The organism is Streptomyces sp. NRRL S-37 (genome assembly GCF_000721605.1).
Classification (GTDB): domain Bacteria; phylum Actinomycetota; class Actinomycetes; order Streptomycetales; family Streptomycetaceae; genus Streptomyces.
The window spans coordinates 1-16,744 of record NZ_JOIZ01000034.1; the positions used below are offsets into that span (position 1 = coordinate 1).

18 protein-coding genes are annotated in these 16,744 nt (G+C 73.2%); 9 read left to right on the forward strand and 9 right to left on the reverse strand.

Translation table 11 applies throughout. The features are described from left to right. Positions 1-154: 154 nt before the first annotated feature. Together IH50_RS43235 and IH50_RS0134420 are read left to right on the forward strand one after the other, a co-directional pair. Positions 155-283 (forward strand): hypothetical protein, encoded by a 129-nt coding sequence (locus tag IH50_RS43235; protein ID WP_037873435.1) that lies wholly within the window; start codon positions 155-157, stop codon positions 281-283. A 36-nt stretch (positions 284-319) separates the two neighbouring features. Further along, positions 320-1,084: a DUF4239 domain-containing protein gene (locus IH50_RS0134420; RefSeq protein ID WP_107062217.1), complete on the forward strand. Its 765-nt coding sequence runs from the start codon at positions 320-322 to the stop codon at positions 1,082-1,084. Positions 1,085-1,185: 101 nt separating this feature from the next. Here IH50_RS0134420 and IH50_RS0134425 read toward each other — a convergent pair whose 3' ends face one another. Further along, positions 1,186-1,683, reverse strand: coding sequence for a hypothetical protein (locus IH50_RS0134425; RefSeq protein WP_030871584.1), 498 nt, complete (start codon positions 1,681-1,683; stop codon positions 1,186-1,188). Positions 1,684-2,017: 334 nt separating this feature from the next. On the opposite strand from IH50_RS0134425, the gene IH50_RS0134430 reads away from it, so the two are divergent. After that, complete coding sequence (locus IH50_RS0134430; protein ID WP_030871587.1) at positions 2,018-2,686, forward strand: class F sortase; 669 nt, start codon at positions 2,018-2,020, stop codon at positions 2,684-2,686. 30 nt (positions 2,687-2,716) lie between these two features. Here IH50_RS0134430 and IH50_RS0134435 read toward each other — a convergent pair whose 3' ends face one another. Next, positions 2,717-3,559 (reverse strand): polysaccharide deacetylase family protein, encoded by an 843-nt coding sequence (locus IH50_RS0134435; RefSeq protein WP_030871590.1) that lies wholly within the window; start codon positions 3,557-3,559, stop codon positions 2,717-2,719. Between the two features lie 146 nt (positions 3,560-3,705). Here IH50_RS0134435 and IH50_RS0134440 point away from each other — a divergent pair, with 146 nt between their 5' ends. Further along, the gene (locus IH50_RS0134440; RefSeq protein ID WP_030871593.1) at positions 3,706-4,167 is read left to right on the forward strand and encodes a universal stress protein; all 462 of its coding nucleotides are present in this window, start codon (positions 3,706-3,708) and stop codon (positions 4,165-4,167) included. 33 nt (positions 4,168-4,200) lie between these two features. Here IH50_RS0134440 and IH50_RS0134445 read toward each other — a convergent pair whose 3' ends face one another. Next, positions 4,201-5,025 (reverse strand): alpha/beta fold hydrolase, encoded by an 825-nt coding sequence (locus tag IH50_RS0134445; protein WP_030871596.1) that lies wholly within the window; start codon positions 5,023-5,025, stop codon positions 4,201-4,203. Between the two features lie 57 nt (positions 5,026-5,082). Here IH50_RS0134445 and IH50_RS0134450 point away from each other — a divergent pair, with 57 nt between their 5' ends. Then, a complete protein-coding gene (locus tag IH50_RS0134450; protein ID WP_030871600.1) occupies positions 5,083-5,556 on the forward strand; it encodes a MarR family winged helix-turn-helix transcriptional regulator in 474 nt (157 codons plus the stop codon). A gap of 6 nt (positions 5,557-5,562) precedes the next feature. Here IH50_RS0134450 and IH50_RS0134455 read toward each other — a convergent pair whose 3' ends face one another. After that, positions 5,563-6,717 (reverse strand): CapA family protein, encoded by a 1,155-nt coding sequence (locus IH50_RS0134455; RefSeq protein ID WP_030871604.1) that lies wholly within the window; start codon positions 6,715-6,717, stop codon positions 5,563-5,565. A 211-nt stretch (positions 6,718-6,928) separates the two neighbouring features. On the opposite strand from IH50_RS0134455, the gene IH50_RS0134460 reads away from it, so the two are divergent. The 3 genes from IH50_RS0134460 (at position 6,929) to IH50_RS0134470 (ending at position 8,937) form a co-directional block, all read left to right on the forward strand. Continuing rightward, the gene (locus IH50_RS0134460; protein WP_030871605.1) at positions 6,929-7,474 is read left to right on the forward strand and encodes a sigma-70 family RNA polymerase sigma factor; all 546 of its coding nucleotides are present in this window, start codon (positions 6,929-6,931) and stop codon (positions 7,472-7,474) included. 136 nt (positions 7,475-7,610) lie between these two features. Next, positions 7,611-8,132 (forward strand): hypothetical protein, encoded by a 522-nt coding sequence (locus IH50_RS0134465; protein ID WP_030871608.1) that lies wholly within the window; start codon positions 7,611-7,613, stop codon positions 8,130-8,132. Positions 8,133-8,283: 151 nt separating this feature from the next. Beyond that, positions 8,284-8,937: a zf-HC2 domain-containing protein gene (locus tag IH50_RS0134470; protein ID WP_030871611.1), complete on the forward strand. Its 654-nt coding sequence runs from the start codon at positions 8,284-8,286 to the stop codon at positions 8,935-8,937. Between the two features lie 188 nt (positions 8,938-9,125). Here IH50_RS0134470 and IH50_RS0134475 read toward each other — a convergent pair whose 3' ends face one another. Then, positions 9,126-11,222, reverse strand: a complete 2,097-nt coding sequence (locus IH50_RS0134475) for a SpoIIE family protein phosphatase (RefSeq protein ID WP_030871614.1) — start codon at positions 11,220-11,222, stop codon at positions 9,126-9,128. A gap of 134 nt (positions 11,223-11,356) precedes the next feature. On the opposite strand from IH50_RS0134475, the gene IH50_RS0134480 reads away from it, so the two are divergent. Next, positions 11,357-12,778 (forward strand): lipase maturation factor family protein, encoded by a 1,422-nt coding sequence (locus tag IH50_RS0134480; RefSeq protein ID WP_030871617.1) that lies wholly within the window; start codon positions 11,357-11,359, stop codon positions 12,776-12,778. Here the strand turns inward: IH50_RS0134480 and IH50_RS0134485 are convergent. Genes IH50_RS0134485 through IH50_RS0134500 form a run of 4 tightly spaced genes read right to left on the reverse strand, consistent with a single transcriptional unit; the run spans position 12,766 to position 16,734 of the window. Next, positions 12,766-13,608, reverse strand: a complete 843-nt coding sequence (locus IH50_RS0134485) for an amidohydrolase family protein (RefSeq protein WP_030871620.1) — start codon at positions 13,606-13,608, stop codon at positions 12,766-12,768. The genes IH50_RS0134480 and IH50_RS0134485 overlap by 13 nt on opposite strands. After that, the gene (locus IH50_RS0134490; protein WP_030871622.1) at positions 13,605-14,585 is read right to left on the reverse strand and encodes an aldo/keto reductase; all 981 of its coding nucleotides are present in this window, start codon (positions 14,583-14,585) and stop codon (positions 13,605-13,607) included. The genes IH50_RS0134485 and IH50_RS0134490 overlap by 4 nt, the downstream gene beginning before the upstream one ends. Continuing rightward, positions 14,582-15,337 carry an SDR family NAD(P)-dependent oxidoreductase gene (locus tag IH50_RS0134495; protein ID WP_030871626.1) on the reverse strand — a complete coding sequence of 252 codons (756 nt, stop codon included), beginning with the start codon at positions 15,335-15,337 and terminating at the stop codon, positions 14,582-14,584. Before IH50_RS0134495 ends, IH50_RS0134490 begins: the two co-directional genes overlap by 4 nt. Next, positions 15,334-16,734 (reverse strand): enolase C-terminal domain-like protein, encoded by a 1,401-nt coding sequence (locus tag IH50_RS0134500; protein WP_051767566.1) that lies wholly within the window; start codon positions 16,732-16,734, stop codon positions 15,334-15,336. Before IH50_RS0134500 ends, IH50_RS0134495 begins: the two co-directional genes overlap by 4 nt. Positions 16,735-16,744 lie beyond the last annotated feature (10 nt).

The following is a 16,744-nucleotide window of genomic DNA, read 5'->3' on the forward strand; positions in this document are numbered from 1 at the left end:
TCCCCCGCCCGCCGCCCGTCCGGCACCGCCCGCCGCCCGTCCGACGCCGGCTCCCGCCCCGCCGCCGCGCCCGCGCCGGCCGCCGCCACCGCCGTCCCCGTCCCCGACGCCGACTCCGTCGGCCACACCGAAGCCGCGTCCGTCCGTGACGCCCGTGCACTACCCGCGGTACCGCGCGGCCCCGGTCCGGCGGTCCTCCGGCGGTGCCACGTCACCGCTCACCTTCGTCCTGCTCATCACGGTTCCCGCGGTGGTCGCGATCGCCGCGCTGCGTCCGCGCTGAGGCCGGACCGGCCCGACCCCTTTCTGGAGGCACCTCTTGTCGGAATGGCTTGTTCTCACCCTCGCGATGCTCGCCGCCTGTGCCGTCGTGGTGGTCATCACCCTCGTACGGCACCGCAGGGCGGCCGACGACGAGGACCCCAGCGAGACCCCGGACGTCATCGAGTACATGACGATGTGGATCGGCGTGGTGTACGCCATCGTCCTGGGTCTCGCCATCGCCGGCGTCTGGGAGGGACGCGGCGCCGCCCAGGAGCACGTACGGGCGGAGGCGGTGGCCCTGCACGAGATCTCGGAACGGGTACGGGTCTACCCCGCCGAGGTGCGTGACCGCATCCGGGACGATGTCAACACCTATGTCGGACACGTCGTCACCACCGAGTGGCGGGCCATGGCCGACGACGGACAGGTCACCGGACGCGGCACCGAACTCCTCGACCGGGTCCGCCGGGACGTCACCGACTACGAGCCGCGGACGGACTTCGAGGCGCAGGCCTACCAGCCCCTCGTGGACCAGGTGGCCGCCGCCGACCAGGCGCGCAGCGCGCGGGCCGAGTCGACCGGGGAGACCATGCCGGGCGTGGTGTGGTTCGGGCTGATCACCGGGGCCGTCGTCACCATCGGGATGATCTTCGCGCTGCAGATCCGGCGCACCACCCGGGAGATGGTCCTCGCCGGGCTGTTCTCGGCGCTGATCGCCTTCCTGCTCTTCCTCATCTGGGACTTCGACGCGCCCTTCGGCCGGGGCCTCGCCGCGTCGGCGGACCCGTTCCTGCGGCTCTTCCCGCACGTCGAGGGCTGAGACCGTCCGCGGGAGAGCGGAGCGCCGCCCCGGATCCCACGGGATCCGGGGCGAACGGTGTGCGAATCCGTGCGGAGCGGCGGCCCGGGGCGGACAGCGGTTCAGATCCGCTTCTCGGCGCGGCGGCGCATCCAGAAGACGCCGCTGCCGGCGACCGCGGCGGCCACCAGGGCCCCGCCGATGGCGATGTCGGTCGGGGTCGCCCCGCTGGTGCTGCTGCCGCCGATGCCGCCGCGGACACCGCCGATGACGGTGAAGGCGGCCGGCCGGGTCAGGGTCCGGCCGGAGCAGTGGACCGTGATGTCGTAGGAACCGGGACGGGCGTCGGCGTCGACGGTGGCGGTGCCCCTCGAGGTGTCGTTGGCACCGCTGATGGGCGTCAGGTCGGTGCGGGGGAAGGCGTTGGAGGTCGCCGTGCCGCCGTGGGGGCAGCCGTCGACCGTGATGGTCAGCTGACCGCCGCGGGCGATGACGCTGGGCAGGGCGACGATGTTGGACGGGTTGGGAACCCGGCCGCCGTCCGCGACCGCCGCCGGGGCGGCAAGTCCGAGGACGGCGACCGCGGCGCCGGCGGCCGCCAGGGCACGTGAACTGCGCATGTGATCCTCCGCGGAAGACGCCCCGGGTCCCGTTCCCGGTCGATCGGCGAGAAAGCGTCTCCTGGATAGACCCTCAGTTGCCTTGCGCACGCCCGCATTTCGGGAATGGTCCGTACCGGTGAGGCGAACCCCGCGCGGAAAACCGCGAAAGGGGGTATCACCGCAGGTCACGGACCGTCAGAAAATCTTCGTCCGGTACCGCCTCGGATGGCGCACCCGGTCGCGCCGGGGCCACCCGTTCGCCGCCGCCCCGTCGCCGGTCGCGCACCCGGCATTTAGCGTTTTCCCCATGCGCGAGTGGTACGGCGACGGCCGTGTCGAGAGGGGAAGGCGAATGTCTGCTTTCGAGCCGGACGAAGCCGAATGGGAGGCACGGCGGAGAAAGCGCGCCCCGTGGGGCGTGATAGCGCTGGTTCTGCTCACCGGCCTCGCGCTCATCCGGAACGGTTCGGGGGAATTCGACGTGGGCCCGCCGCAGCCGGCCGGCGCGGCCGCCGCCGACAGCCGGGTGCCCGGCACCGTCACGTTCGACGCGGTGCCGCCACTGCCGTACGCGGTCCCGGACCGGGTCGTGATCCCGGGGATCCAGGTGGACGCACCCGTCATTCCGGTGGGCCTGGACGCGCAGGGCTGGGTGGACGCGCCGCCGCCCCAGGACCCCAATCTGGCGGGCTGGTTCACCGGCGCCGTCTCACCGGGCGAGAAGGGCACGGCGGTCGTCGTCGGCCATGTCGACAACGCCCAGGGGCCGGCCGTGTTCTACGGGCTCGGGGCGCTGAAGAAGGGGAACCGCGTCGAGATCGTCCGCCAGGACGGGAAGACCGCCGTGTTCGAGATCTACGGCATCGAGGTCTTCGCGAAGAACGACTTCCCCGGCGACCGGGTCTACGCCTCCAAGGGGGCGGCGGAACTGCGGGTCATCACCTGTGGCGGCGGTTTCTCCCCGCAGAACGGCTACGACGGGAACGTGGTCGTCTTCGCCCGCCTGGCCGAGGTCCGCTGAGCGGTCCCGCGTCCGGGCGGGCGGGGCCGCTCAGACGTACTGCCGGCGGGGCACGGTGACGTGGTAGCCGGAGTCCAGCAGTTCGGGCAGGTAGGCGCGCAGGGCCCGTACGCTCTGCGAGCGGTCGCCCCCGGCGTCGTGCGAGAGCACCACGACGCCGGGGGCGGCGCCGTCCTCCACCCGCTCGACGATGGTGCGGGTGCCGGGCTCGGTCCAGTCGAGGGTGTCGACCGTCCAGGCCAGCGGTTCCATGCCCAGCTCGGCGCCGAGCTGGAAGGCGGCGCGGTTCCAGGCGCCGTAGGGTGCGCGGAACCACTCGGGGCGTTCGCCGTACGCCTGCTCGACGACGTCGCTGGTGCGCTCCATCTCGGAGCGGATCCGGGCGCGCCGCAGCCGGGTGAGCAGGGGGTGGGACCAGGTGTGGTTGCCGACCACGTGCCCCTCGTCGGCCATCCGGGCCAGCAGGTCCCGGTTGTAGGCCGCCATCTCCCCGCACACGAAGAACATCGCCCGCACCTCGTACCGGGCCAGGGTGTCGAGGATGTGCGGGGTGTAGCGGGGGTCGGGGCCGTCGTCGAAGCTCAGCACCATGGTGCGGCCGTGTCCGGGCACGCTCAGCAGCGGTTCGCGCCGTACGGGCGTCCTGCCGCGCGGGGTGCGCGGGGGCCCGTAGCCGGTCAGGGGCCGCAGGCGGTACTCGGAGGGTCTGAGCGGGCGGCGGGCCGCCCGGGCGCCGGCGGCCGGCGGGGGCGGCGCGGGGGCGGCGCGGTTCCCGGCGCCCGGCACGAACGCCGCGGCCACACCGGCGGCGCCCAGGGAGACGGCACCGGCGAGCAGCGCCCGGCGCCGGGTGAGCAAGTGATCCTTCTGCATGACTCATCAGTCGCCCCGCGGAGGGCCGACGCACCTCGGCGACACCGGTGCGGCGGCACGATTTCACCCGGTCGGCGCAGTGCGGGGCGGCGGATCCCGGAGGGTGCGTGAAGGCCCGTGCACCGGGCTCCGATAGCCTCGCCGTCGTGACGGAACAGCGGTCCCAAGGGTTCGAACGGGGCACGGACGGCCCGAAGGTGATCGTGGCCGGCGTGGACGGCTCCGACTCCTCGCTGCGCGCGGCGGCGTACGCCTCCGGCCTGGCACGCCGCCAGGGGGCGCTGCTCGCCCTCGTGTACGTGCAGCCGGTGCTGGCCGCGGGAGCGGCGCTCGGCGCGCCGGTGGCCGACGCGACCGAGGAGGTGGCCGAGGACCTGGTGGCGCAGGTCCGGGAGGCGATGGAGCGGGTCAAGGGCACCTTCGACGTCCGCTGGGAGTTCCACACCTTCCGCGGCGACCCCTACGGCGGGCTGGTGAAGGCGGCCGACGACCTGAAGGCGGACGCGGTGGTCGTGGGCGCCTCCGAGCAGGCCGGCCACCGGTTCGTCGGGTCGGTCGCGGTGCGGCTGGTGAAGGCCGGGCGGTGGCCGGTGACGGTGGTGCCGTAGTCCTGTACGGGCGGGCCCTGGTGCGGTCCGCCGTCAGCGGGCGCGGAGGGAGCCGAGGAAGTCCAGCAGGATCTTGTTCAGTTCCTCGGGCCGCTCCAGATTGGGGTAGTGCGCGGTGCCGTCGACGATCACGGAGCGGCCGTCGCGGACGGTACGGGCGAACCGTTCCGCCTCGGCGATCAGGTCGGGGGCGTCGAGGGCGCCGTTGACGGTGAGGACCGGGACGTCGACCTTCGGGACGCGGGCCCAGGTGCCGGTCATGGGCACGTGGTGGTCCTCCTCGTCCGGGGTGTGCTTGGCGAGGGTGCCCAGGGCCATCCCGCGCAGCCGGCCCAGGATGTCCGGGTCGATGCCGGCGGCGGTGCGGTGCTCGCCGGGCACGTAGCGCAGGAACGCGGTGAGCCAGCCCTCCACGTCGCCCGCGCCCAGGGCCGCGGCCTGCTCGGCCAGCACCTGGCGGACCCAGGGGTCGGTGTACCGGAAGTCGCTGGTGGCCGCACCGCAGGCCACCACCGCGCGTACCAGCTCCGGGTACTCCAGCACCGTGTCGGTGGCGATGGCGCCGCCCATCGACACACCGACGAGCACGGCCGGACCGGTGTCCAGGTGGCGCAGCAGGGCGGCGAGGTCGTCGGCCCAGCGGAACGGCGTGGTGGCGTTGGCCGAGGCGCCGTGGCCGCGGACGTCCGGTGCGATCACCCGGTACCCGGCGGCCAGGGCGGGGATCTGGGCGTCGAAGACCCGGTGGTCGGCGAAGCCGGAGTGGAGCAGGACCACCGGGTCGCCGGAGCCGGTGTCGAGGTAGGCGAGGTCGCCGTCGGCGGAGGGGAAGAAGCGCAGATCCGAAGCACCAGTCATGACAACCAAGGTGTCACCCTGAGCCGGATTTGGCAACTCAGGTGTCATGATGGGGTGGTGACAGACATCGACGCCCCCCTCCCCCCGGACAAGCTCGGCCGTCGCCTCACCGAGGTGTACGACCTGGTCGGCCCTCTCTACCGGCGCGCCCAGCGCAGCGTGGAGCAGGGGCTGGACAACGACGGCCTGTCCGTGGGGGTACGTGCCGTGCTGACCCTGCTGCACCGCAACGGGCCGATGACCGTGCCGCAGATGGGCAGGGCACAGGCGATCAGCCGGCAGTTCGTGCAGCGCATGGTGAACGACGCCGCGGCGCAGGGCCTGGTGGAGGCCGTCCCGAACCCCGCCCACCGCCGGTCGTCGCTCATCCGCCCGACCGAGAAGGGCTCCGCGGTGATCTCCGCCGTCCTGGAGCGCGAACACCTGCTCCTGCGAAAGGTCGGCGGTGGCCTCACGGACGCCGAAGTGACGTCCTGTCTGCGGGTGCTGGGCGAACTGCTGACGGCGCTCGACCACGTCGACCTCGGCTGACGGTCCTCACTCCCCCATCACGAGCCCGTCCCGCGCGGCGCCCCGGCTCAGCACCACGTTCCGGATCCGGTCGCGTACGGACCGCACCTCGGCACCCCGGGCGAGCGCCCGGTTGAGGTTGACGACCCGGCCGGCGTCCACGTCGAAGAGCTGCGGGACGAACTCGGCCCGGGTCACCTCCCAGCGTCCGCCGGGGCGCTTCGGCGGGGCGAAGGTGAAGCGGCCCAGGGTGGACTGGTTGCCGCGCGGGTCCCGGACGCCCTCGTGGTCGGTCGTCTCGCCGGCGATCTGGTCGCCCATGCCGTAGATCACCCAGGTGCCGTTGACCTTCTCGTAGGCCTGCGGGACATGGGCGTGGGTGCCGAGGATCAGGTCGATGTCGGGGCGGCCCCCGGTGGCCGAGGCGGTGAGCGAACGGGCGAGGGCGGTCTGCCGCCCGTCGGGGACCTCCTGCCATGCGGTGCCCCAGTGCAGCGAGACCACGACGACGTCGGCTCCGGCCCTCCGGGCGGCCCGCGCGTCGGCGACGATCCGCGCCTCGTCGACGAGGTTGACGGCCCAGGGCCCGTCCGGCGGCAGCGGGAGGCCGCCGGTGTCGTGGGTGTAGGCGAGGTGGGCGATCCGCGCCGAGCCCGCGCGCAGTACGGTCGCCGTGCGGGCCTCCCGCTCGGTGCGTGCCGAGCCGGCGTGGCGCACACCGGCCCGGTCGAGGGCGTCCAGGGTGCGGCGGATGCCCTCCGTGCCGTCGTCCAGGGAGTGGTCGGAGGCGGTGGAGCAGCCGTCGTAGCCGGTGGCGGCGAGGCCGGCGGCCACTTCGGGCGGGGACTTGAAGAGGAGGTGGCCGGTGTAGTCGCCGCCTGCGCCGTACACAGTCTCCATGTGGCACAGCGCCACATCGGCGGACTCGACTACGGAGCGGATGCCGGAGAGCATCGGCCGGAAGTCGTACCCGGTGCCGCCCGCGTCGTAGCGGGCGCGTTCGATGACCGAGTCATGGGGCAGCACGTCCCCCGAGGCGACCAGGGTGAAGCCGCGGGACCCCGGGGCGGAAGGGGCCGGACGCCCCGGTTCCGGCGGCCGGTGGTCACGGGCCTGGCAGGCGGCGCCCGCGGCGAGGACGACGGTCAGGACCAGGGCCACTTTCCGACTGCGTGTGATCATCACTCCACCCCGTTCTAGTCGTATTTGTGGATAAACAGGTAAGAAGCGGCATCCTGCCCGTCGCCGTTCCGACACGCCTTTTAGGCCGTCCGGCGTGCGCGAACGGCCGCCCCGACCGTTCGTCGAACCGTTCGTCGACGCGATCGACCGTCCGCCGCACGCCCCTGTGCGCGCCCTGTCCCCGCGTCGCGCCGTGCGCTGCCATACGGCCATGACGGCCGGAACCACACTCATGAACGGGACGACCGCCGAGCACGAGCTCGCCGCACTGCAGCGCGAGCACGGCCGGCCCCTCTTCGCGCTGCTGCTCCGGCTCTGCGACGGGGACCGGCAGCGCGCGGAGGATCTGGTCCAGGAGACCCTGGTGCGCGCCTGGCAGCACCCCGAGGCCCTGCGCGCCGAGAACTTCGACTCCGTACGGCCCTGGCTGCTCACCGTGGGACGGCGGCTCGCCATCGACGCGCGACGGGCCCGGCAGGCCCGGCCGGCCGAGGTCGGGGACGCCGTGCTGGAGAACGCCCGGGTGATCTCCGACCACGCCGAACGGGCCGCGGCCGCACTCGACGTCCGCGAGGCTGTGAAGACACTCACTCCCGAGCACCGTGACGTCCTGGTGCTCGTGTACTTCCAGGGGGCGAGTGTGGCGGAAGCGGCGACGGCCCTCGGGATTCCGCCCGGTACCGTGAAGTCCCGCGCGTACTACGCCCTGCGCGCCCTGCGCCGGGTGCTCCCCGGATACGCCTCCGACATGCGATGAAACCGAAGGCAGAGTCAAACCTTCGCAAAGCGCCTTGCCGACCACCCCGGTTGAGTAATCGGCTGTCCTCATCCGTGTTCCGGACCGGGGGCCCGGGTTCGGGCGACGCGCACGCACCGGAGGAAGGCAGGAAGGGATGCTGCACAGAGGTCGAGAGAACACGGACGGCACCGGCGACGGTGAACTGACCGTCCCCATGGCCTGGCTGTACGCCGAGTACATCGCCGACGAACTGCTGCGCAGCGGCGATCTGATGCCGCCGACGTCCTTCGAGTTCCGCGCGGGCCGGGACGCGCTGGCACTGACCGTGTTCCTGTCCGACACCGACGGCGAGCTGTCCGGCATCCGGGTGGTCACCCAGCTGGAGACCTGGCTGTCGCTGACCGCGTACGACCAGCCGTGGCAGGAGTGGGTGCAGGGGCGCCTGCGGGACCTGACCGCGGACGCCGCCGCGGCCGGCCGGGACGCGCCGGATCCGGACCTGGAGCTGGCCCGGGAGGCCTGGCGCTGGCTGCGGGAGACGGAGCTGCTCGCGCCCGATCTGAACGCGGTGCCGGGCGGCGGCGCGGTGACCGGTGAGGACGAGGGACCCAAGGTGTGGACACCGGCGTGGCAGCTCGGACTGCCGCTCGGTCACCTCGCCATCCATCTTTTCTAGATTCCTCGCCGATCCGACCAATCCGGGGGCCGGTCCGCTCCGAATCCCTTGGTTACGATTCGGCACCTGGCTTGAGTGATTCGGCCGCTTGGTGCGTACCGGTGGGAGCAAGGAGTAACCCCACCCGCACCCAACGGCACGAGGATTCGGCATGAGGTCCCTGGAGAGGCATCGCGACGTCGGCGCCTACGCGCTCGGCGTGCTGGACGAGGCGGACGCGTTCCGTTTCGAGGACCACCTCATGGAGTGCCCCCAGTGCGCTGTCCAGGTGACCGAATTCGGTCCCGCGGCACGCCAGTTGATGCTGTACCGGAGTTCCACTCCGCGGCTGGTGCACCCGCTGGCCGAGCCCGGCCCGAGGATGCTGGACCGGCTGTTGTCCCAGGTGGCGGCCCGCAAACGGGCGGGGCGCCGTCGGCTGCTGCTGGCGCTGGCCGCCTCGGTGGTGATCGCGGTGTCCGCGCCGGTGGTCACGGTGCTGGCGCGGGACGACGGCGGGGGCGCCGTGAGCGTCTCGGCGACCGACGAGCGGTCCGGGGTGTGGGCGCAGGTGACCACCGAGGACGAGGCCTGGGGCAGCACCGTGGAGATCGAGGTCAAGGACGGCGCGGGCCCCCACACCTGCCGTCTGGTGGCGATCGGCCGGGACGGCTCCGAGGAGACGGTGGCCAGCTGGAGCGTGCCCCGTCTCGACGCCCGCCCCCACACGGTGCTCGGCGGCTCCGCCCTGCGCTCCGAGGACATCGCCCGCTACGAGGTGCGTACGCGGGAGAACGACAACCTGGTGACGCTGAAGCTCCGCTGAGGCCCCGCGGAGTCCTTGAGCTGCCGGCGTCCGCCGTCGCGGGAGAGTGGTTCCGGCACACGTCGGGAGTGCCGTCCGGGGCACCGGCGGTCAGGCCGCCCGGGCACCGCGGCGGGCGCGACGGGGCGCCCCGGCACGGCACCGTCCCACGCCGCCGGCACCGCGCCGGCGGTGCGGTGACCGCGTGCTCAGGCCGGGCCGGGGTCCTTCACCACCACGAACTCGCTCCATACGCACTTGCCGCCGCCGCGTGCCTCCACGCCCCAGACGTCCGTGAGCGTCTCGATCAGGAGCAGACCCCGCCCGGAGACACCCGACTCGCCCGCCTCCCGGCGGCGCGGCAGGGCGCTGGAGGAGTCCTCGACCTCCACCCGCACGCGCCGCTCGCCGCCGGTGAGGGCCCGCAGGGTGACGGTCGCGGAGCCCTCGGTGTGCATCAGCACATTGGTGATCATCTCGTCGGCGACCAGCTCGATCTCGTCGGCCCGCTCCCCCGCGCCCCAGGCGCCCACCGCCGTGCGGATCATGCGCCGGGTCTCGGCGAGCGCCTCCGGGTCGCCGGGCGTCACCAGCCGCTTGAGCCGGCCGCCGGGCCGCGCGCCGTCCGGGGCACGGCGGCACAGCAGGAGCAACGCCACGTCGTCGCCGCCGCCGCGTTCCCCGGCCACGTCGATGAGCCGGTCGGCGAGACCGTGTACGTCGTCGGGGCCCGCGGCGACCAGCGCCGAGAGGCTCTCCATGCCGTCGTCGAGGTCGGCGCCGGGCCGCTCGACCAGGCCGTCGGTGCACAGCAGCAGGGTGTCGCCGGTATCGAGCTCCATCGTGCCGACCGGGTAGTCGAGCCGCCCGAACTCCGCGGACAGGCCGAGCGGCAGCCCGCCGGGGACGGGAACGCGCCGGCAGGAGCCGTCGGTGCGGCGCACCAGCGGGTCGAGGTGGCCGGCCCGGACCACCTGGAGCACACCGGTGGACAGGTCGGCCTCGGCGTAGAGGCAGGTCGCGAAGCGGTCGGTGTCGAGTTCGTCCAGGAAGACGGAGGCGCGGGCCATCACGGTGGCCGGCGGGTGGCCCTCGGCCGCGTAGGCGCGCAGCACGATGCGCAACTGGCCCATGACGGCGGCGGCGTGCGTGTCGTGGCCCTGGACGTCTCCGATGACGGCGCCCACCCGGCCTCCCGGCAGCGGGATCAGGTCGTACCAGTCGCCGCCGATGTCCCGGCCGAAGGAGCCGCCGATGGTGGCGGCGCGGTAGCGCACGGCGAGGCCGGCGCCGGGCACGCTGGGGATGGTGCGCGGCAGCATGGCCTGCTGCAGCCCCTGGGCGAGGTCCGTCTCCTGCTCGTAGAACATCGCGCGCTGCAGGCTCTGGGAGATGCTGCTGCCCAGGGCGACGAGGATGTTGCGCTCCTCGGCGGTGAAGCCGCGCCGGTCGCTGTAGAGCAGCCCCATCGCGCCGATGGGACGGGCCTGGACGATCAGCGGCAGATAGGCCGCCGAGGTGATGTTCAGCCCGGTGATGCCCTGCCACAGCCCCGGGTAGCGCTCGGCGAACTCCTCCGGTGACTCGATGAAGCGCGGGCTGAGGGTGCGCACCGCCTCGCTCATCGGGTACGGCTCGTCGATCCCGGTGACGTCGGTGCCCGGTACGAAGCTGCCCGCGGGGCCCTCCGCGATGAGCCGGATCCTGCCCGCCTCGACCAGGCCCATCACGAGGCTGGTCGCACCCAGATGGGTGAGGCCGTGGGTGTCCTTGAGGACGTCGATGACGTCCTGCACGGTGCGGGCGTGGGCGAGGGCGGCGGTGGTGAGCTGGACGACGTTGGTCTGCCGGCGGCGGTTGTCCTCCTGGAGCGCCTGATCGCGCCGGGCCTCGCTGTCGCGGAGCTCCTGGGTGGCGTCCCGGACGATGCCGATGATGCGGCGGGGCCGGCCGGACTCGTCCCGGCGGATGTAGCCCTGGGTGTGGGTCCAGCGCAGGGAGCCGTCGCGGCAGCGGACGCGGAAGTAGGCGCCGTAGTTCTCGCTGCCGGCCTTCAGCGCCTGCGACACGACGGTGTCCAGGCGCCGGGCCTCACCGGGCGGGACCCGGCCGCCCAGGGTCTCGGGGTGATCGTCGTACTCGTCGGGGCGCAGGTCGAAGATCTCGTGCGCCTGGGCGTCCATCTGCATCACCCCGGCGTCCAGGTCCCAGTCGAAACTGCCCATGCGGTTGAGCGCCAGGATCGGATCCGGGTGGTCCGGCCAGTCGTCCGGGAGAGACGGGGGGCTCGCTCCCCGATCAGCCATGGGCCCACCTTGCCAGGATTCACGCGAATCCTCGACCGCTGGCGCCGTCCGCCCGCGGGTCGCGCGGTCCGCCCGGTGGTATACGGAGAGTCACAGAGGTTCCGGCGGGACGAGGCAGGAGGGAGCGTGCGGCCGTGGAGTGGTTCACCGCGTCCGAGTACTGGACGGGCCGGCTGGTCTTCCAGCGGGCGCTGGCCGGGCTGTACCTGGTCGCGTTCCTGACGGCGGCGCTGCAGTTCCGTGCGCTGATCGGGGAGCGCGGCATGCTGCCGGTGCCGCGTTTCGTGGAGCGGGTGCCGTTCAAGAGGTCGCCGAGCCTGTTCCACCGGTACTACTCGGACCGGTTCTTCGCGGGGTGCGCCTGGACGGGCTGCGCGGTGTCGGCGGCGCTGCTGGCGGGGCTGGACTCGCTGCTCCCGCTGTGGGGCGGGATGCTGCTGTGGCTGGTGCCGTGGGCGCTGTACCTGTCGGTCGTCAACGTGGGGCAGACCTGGTACGCGTTCGGCTGGGAGTCGCTGCTCCTGGAGGTCGGGTTCCTGGCCGTGTTCCTCGGCAACGACGAGGTGGCGCCGCCGGTCGTGGTGCTGTTCCTGCTGCGGTGGACCCTGTTCCGGGTGGAGTTCGGCGCGGGACTGATCAAGATGCGCGGCGACGAGTGCTGGCGGAAGCTGACCTGTCTGGACCACCATCACGAGACCCAGCCGATGCCGGGGCCGCTGAGCTGGTTCTTCCACCATCTGCCGAAGCCGCTGCACCGCGTCGAGGTGGCCGCGAACCACGTCACCCAGCTCGTCGTGCCGTTCCTGCTGTTCACCCCGCAGCCGGTGGCCTCGGTGGCCGCCTCGCTGATGATCGTCACCCAGCTCTGGCTGGTGCTGTCCGGCAACTTCGCGTGGCTGAACTGGATCACGATCGTGCTGGCCCTGCCGGCGGTCGCGTTCCCCGCCGATCCGCCGGCGGTGTCCGGCGCGCCGCTGTGGTACGTGGTGGTCGTCCTCGCGGTGTCCGCGCTGCTGCTCGGCCTCAGTCATCGGCCGGTGCGCAACATGCTCTCCCGCCGCCAGGTGATGAACCGCTCCTTCGACCCGCTGCACCTGGTCAACACCTACGGGGCGTTCGGCAGCGTCAGCCGGATCCGGTACGAGGTGGTCGTGGAGGGGACGGCGGACGAGGTGCCCCGCAAGGACGCCGGCTGGCGGGAGTACGAGTTCAAGGGCAAGCCGGGCGATCCGCGGCGCTGGCCGCGGCAGTTCGCGCCGTACCATCTGCGGCTCGACTGGCTGATGTGGTTCGCCGCGCTGTCGCCCGCGTACGCGAGTCCGTGGTTCGGCGCGCTGGTGGAGCGGCTGCTGGAGGGTGACCGGGACACGCTGAGGCTGCTGCGCCGCTCCCCGTTCCCCGCGGACGCGCCGCCCCGGCACATCCGCGCCCGCCTCTTCCGCTACCGCTACACGACGTGGCGGGAGCTGCGGGAGACGGGCGCGTGCTGGGAGCGGACGTATGTGCGGGAGTTCCTGCCGCCGACCCGGCTGACGGGGCCGGCTCAGAGGCCGTAGACGCGGGTGGCGGTGGTCTCGAAGAGCTGACGGCGTCCGGTGGCGTCGAGGCCCCCGGTCAGCTCCCGCGCGACGGCGAGGACGTCGCCGTACGCCGCCGCGAGGGTGCACACCGGCCAGTCCGAGCCGAACATCAGCCGGCCGGGGCCGAAGGTGTCCAGCACGACGTCGGCGTACGGGCGCAGGTCGTCGACGGTCCAGGAGGTCCGGTCGGCCTCGGTGACCAGGCCGGAGAGCTTGCACACCGTGTTGGGCAGCGCGGCCAGGGCGCGGACACCGGACGCCCAGGGTTCGAGCGCGCCCGAGGCGACGGGCGGCTTGCCCAGGTGGTCCAGGACGAAGGTGAGCCGGGGCAGCGACCGGGCCGCCGCCGCGCAGGCCGGCAGCTGGTGCGGCAGGACGACCAGGTCGTAGACCAGGCCCGCGTCGGCGACGGCGGCGAGTCCGCGCCGTACGTCCGGGCGCAGCAGCCACTCGGGATCGGGTTCGCCCTGGACCTGGTGGCGGACGCCCTTCAGATACCGTCCGCCGGGCAGTTCCCGCAGCCGGGCCAGCTCGTCGGCGGCGTCGGGGCGGGTGAGGTCGGTCCAGCCGACGACCCCGGCGACCCATGCGTGGGCCTCGGCGAGCGCCAGCAGCTCGGGGGTCTCCTCGGGGACCGTGACGGTCTGCACCAGGACGGTACGGCCGACTCCGGCCGCCCTCGCCTCGGGCGCGAGGTCGGACAGGGTGAAGTTCCGCCGCAGCGGGCGGAGTCCGGGACCGGTGATCCAGTCCTGGTCGCGGACGGTGAGGTCCCAGACGTGGTGGTGCGCGTCGACGACGGTCACGCCGGCTCTCCTTCGGGCGGCAGCAGGCCGGTGTCGCGCAGTTCCCGCCAGAGGGAGTCGGGGACCGGGGTGGCGAACTGGTCGGCGCAGTCGTGGACTTCGGCGGCCGAGCGGGCGCCGACGAGGACGCTCGCGACCGCCGGATGGGCGGCGCAGAACGCCAGGGCGGCGGCGCGCAGGGTGGTGCCGTGCCGTTCGGCGGCCTCCTTCAGCCGCAGGGCGCGGTCCAGCAGGTCGGCGGGCGCGCGGGTGTAGTCGTACGTGGCCCCCGGCCTCGGGTCCGCGAGAAGACCGGAGTTGAAGGCGCCGCCGACGACGACCGATCTGCCGTGTTCCCGGGCGGCGGGCAGCAGATCGGTCAGGGCGCTCTGGTCGAGCAGGGTGTGGCGGCCGGCGCACAGGACGACGTCGACGTCGGTGTCGCGGACGAAGCGGGTGAGCATCGCGGTCTGGTTCATGCCGGCGCCGATCGCCCCGACGACGCCCTCCGCGCGGAGCCGTTCCAGGGCCGGGTAGCCCTCGCGGAAAGCCTGCTCGGCGTGGTCGTCGGGGTCGTGGAGGTAGACGACGTCGACACGGTCCAGGCCGAGGCGTTCCAGGCTCGCCTCCAGAGTGCGGCGTACGCCGTCGGCGCTGAAGTCCCAGACGCGGCGGTGGGTGGCGGGGACGGCGAAGCCGTGGGCGAGGTCGTCGCCGCCGGTGTGCGCGACGGGTTCGAGGCGGCGGCCCACCTTCGTGGACACCGTGTACGCGTCGCGCGGGTGCTCCCGCAGGGCCGCGCCGAGGCGGCGCTCGGCCAGGCCGAGGCCGTAGTGCGGGGCGGTGTCGAAGTAGCGGATGCCGCGCTGCCAGGCGGCCCGCACCGTCTCGTACGCCGCCTCCTCGCCGACCTCGGTGTACAGGTTGCCGACGCCGGAGGCGCCGAAGGCCAGGGCGGTGACCTCGACGCGGCTGCGGCCGAGCCGGCGGGGGTTCACCGGTTCTCCGGGCGCGGCCGCAGTCCCTGCATGCCGCCGTCGACCGCGAGGGCCGTGCCGGTGGTGGCGCCGGACAGCGGGCTCGCCAGGTAGGCGACGGCACCGGCGACCTCGGCGGCCGAGACCAGGCGGCCGGTGGGCTGGCGGGCCTCCAGGGCGGCGCGTTCGGCGGCCGGGTCGTCGGCCGCGTCCAGCAGCCGGCCGATCCAGGGGGTGTCGACGGTGCCCGGGTTGACGCAGTTGACGCGGATGCCCTCGCGGACGTGGTCGGCGGCCATGGCGAGGGTGAGGGAGTACACGGCGCCCTTGGTGGCGCTGTACAGGGCCCGCTGCGGCAGGCCGGCGGTGGCGGCGATGGAGCAGGTGTTGACGATCGCCGCGTGCGCGGAGGCGCGCAGGTGCGGCAGACAGGCGCGGGCGGTACGGACCATGCCGAGGACGTTGACGTCGAAGACGTGGTGCCATTCCTCGTCGGAGTTGGCCTCCACCGTTCCCTGAGCGCCGATGCCGGCGTTGTTGACCAGTACGTCGAGGCCGCCCAGGCCGTCGACGGCGGCGGCCACCGCCGCGCGCACCGAGGCGTCGTCGGTGACGTCGGCGCGATGCCCGGTGAGGGGCTCGCCGACCGTCGACGGGTCGAGGTCGAGGACGGCCACCCGGGCGCCGCGCTCGGCGAGGAGTTCCGCCGTGGCCCGGCCGATGCCGGAGGCGCCACCGGTCACCAGGGCCGTCAGTCCCTCGAAGTCGCTCATACGGCCTGCTCCTTGTCCTTGTCGTTCTTGTCCTTGTTCTTCCGCGTGTCCGGGTCGGTGGCCCAGAAGCCGCCGTCGGGATAGGTGTAACGCGCCAGGGACTCCGGCCGCACGGCGGCGGAGAAGCCCGGCGCGAGGGGTGCCGTGTAGTGGCCGTCGCGGATGACCACCGGGTCGAGGAAGTGGTCGTGCAGATGGTCGACGTACTCGATGACCCGGTCCTCGGTGGTGCCGGTGAGGGCCACGTAGTCGAACATCGAGAGGTGCTGGACGAGTTCGCACAGGCCGACCCCGCCGGCGTGCGGGCACACGGGGACGCCGTACTTGGCGGCGAGCAGCAGGATCGCCAGGTTCTCGGGGACCCCGCCGACGCGGGCCGCGTCGATCTGGACGATGTCGACGGCGCCGGCCTGGAGGAGCTGCTTGAAGACGATCCTGTTCTGCGCGTGTTCGCCGGTGGCCACCTTCACCGGGGCGACGGCGCGGCGGATCGCCGCGTGGCCGAGGATGTCGTCGGGGCTGGTGGGTTCCTCGATCCAGTACGGGTCGAACGCCGCGAGGGCCTTGGTCCAGCGGATCGCCTCGTCCACGTCCCAGCGCTGGTTGGCGTCGATCGCGATGCGCACGTCCGGTCCGACGGCCGCGCGGGCGGCCCGGCAGCGCCTCAGGTCGTCGTCGAGGTCGGCGCCGACCTTGAGCTTGATCTGGCGGAAGCCGTCGGCGACCGCCCGGGTGGCGAGCCGGGTGAGTTTCCCGTCGTCGTAGCCGAGCCAGCCGGGCGAGGTGGTGTAGGCGGGGTAACCGCGCTCCAGCAGCAGGGTGGTGCGCTCCTCGGCACCTTCCCGGCCGCGGCGCAGGAGGGTGAGGGCCTCTTCGGGGGTGAGGGCGTCGGTGAGGTGGCGGAAGTCGATCTGGCGGACCAGCCAGGCGGGGTCGGCCTCGGCGAGCAGCCGCCACAGCGGCTTGCCCGCGCGTTTGGCGGCCAGGTCCCACAGGGCGTTGACGACGGCCCCGACCGCCATGTGCATCACGCCCTTCTCGGGTCCGAGCCAGCGCAACTGGCTGTCGCCGGTCAGGTCGCGGTTCAGGAGGGAGGGGTCGGCGCAGAGTTCGTCGGCGGACCGTCCGACCACATGGTCGCGGAGCGCTTCGATCGCGGCGACCTGGACGTCGTTGCCCCGCCCGATGGTGAAGGCGAACCCGTGCCCCTCGTGTCCGTCGGCGGCGTCGGTGCGCAGCACGACGTAGGCCGCCGAGTAGTCGGGGTCGGGGTTCATCGCGTCGGAGCCGTCGAGTTCGCGCGAGGTGGGGAACCGGACGTCGTAGGTGTCGACGGCGGTGATGCGGGCGGGTCGCGGGGGCACGGAGGACCTTTCGACGAGGGCCGGAAATCGCATATTTATCAGA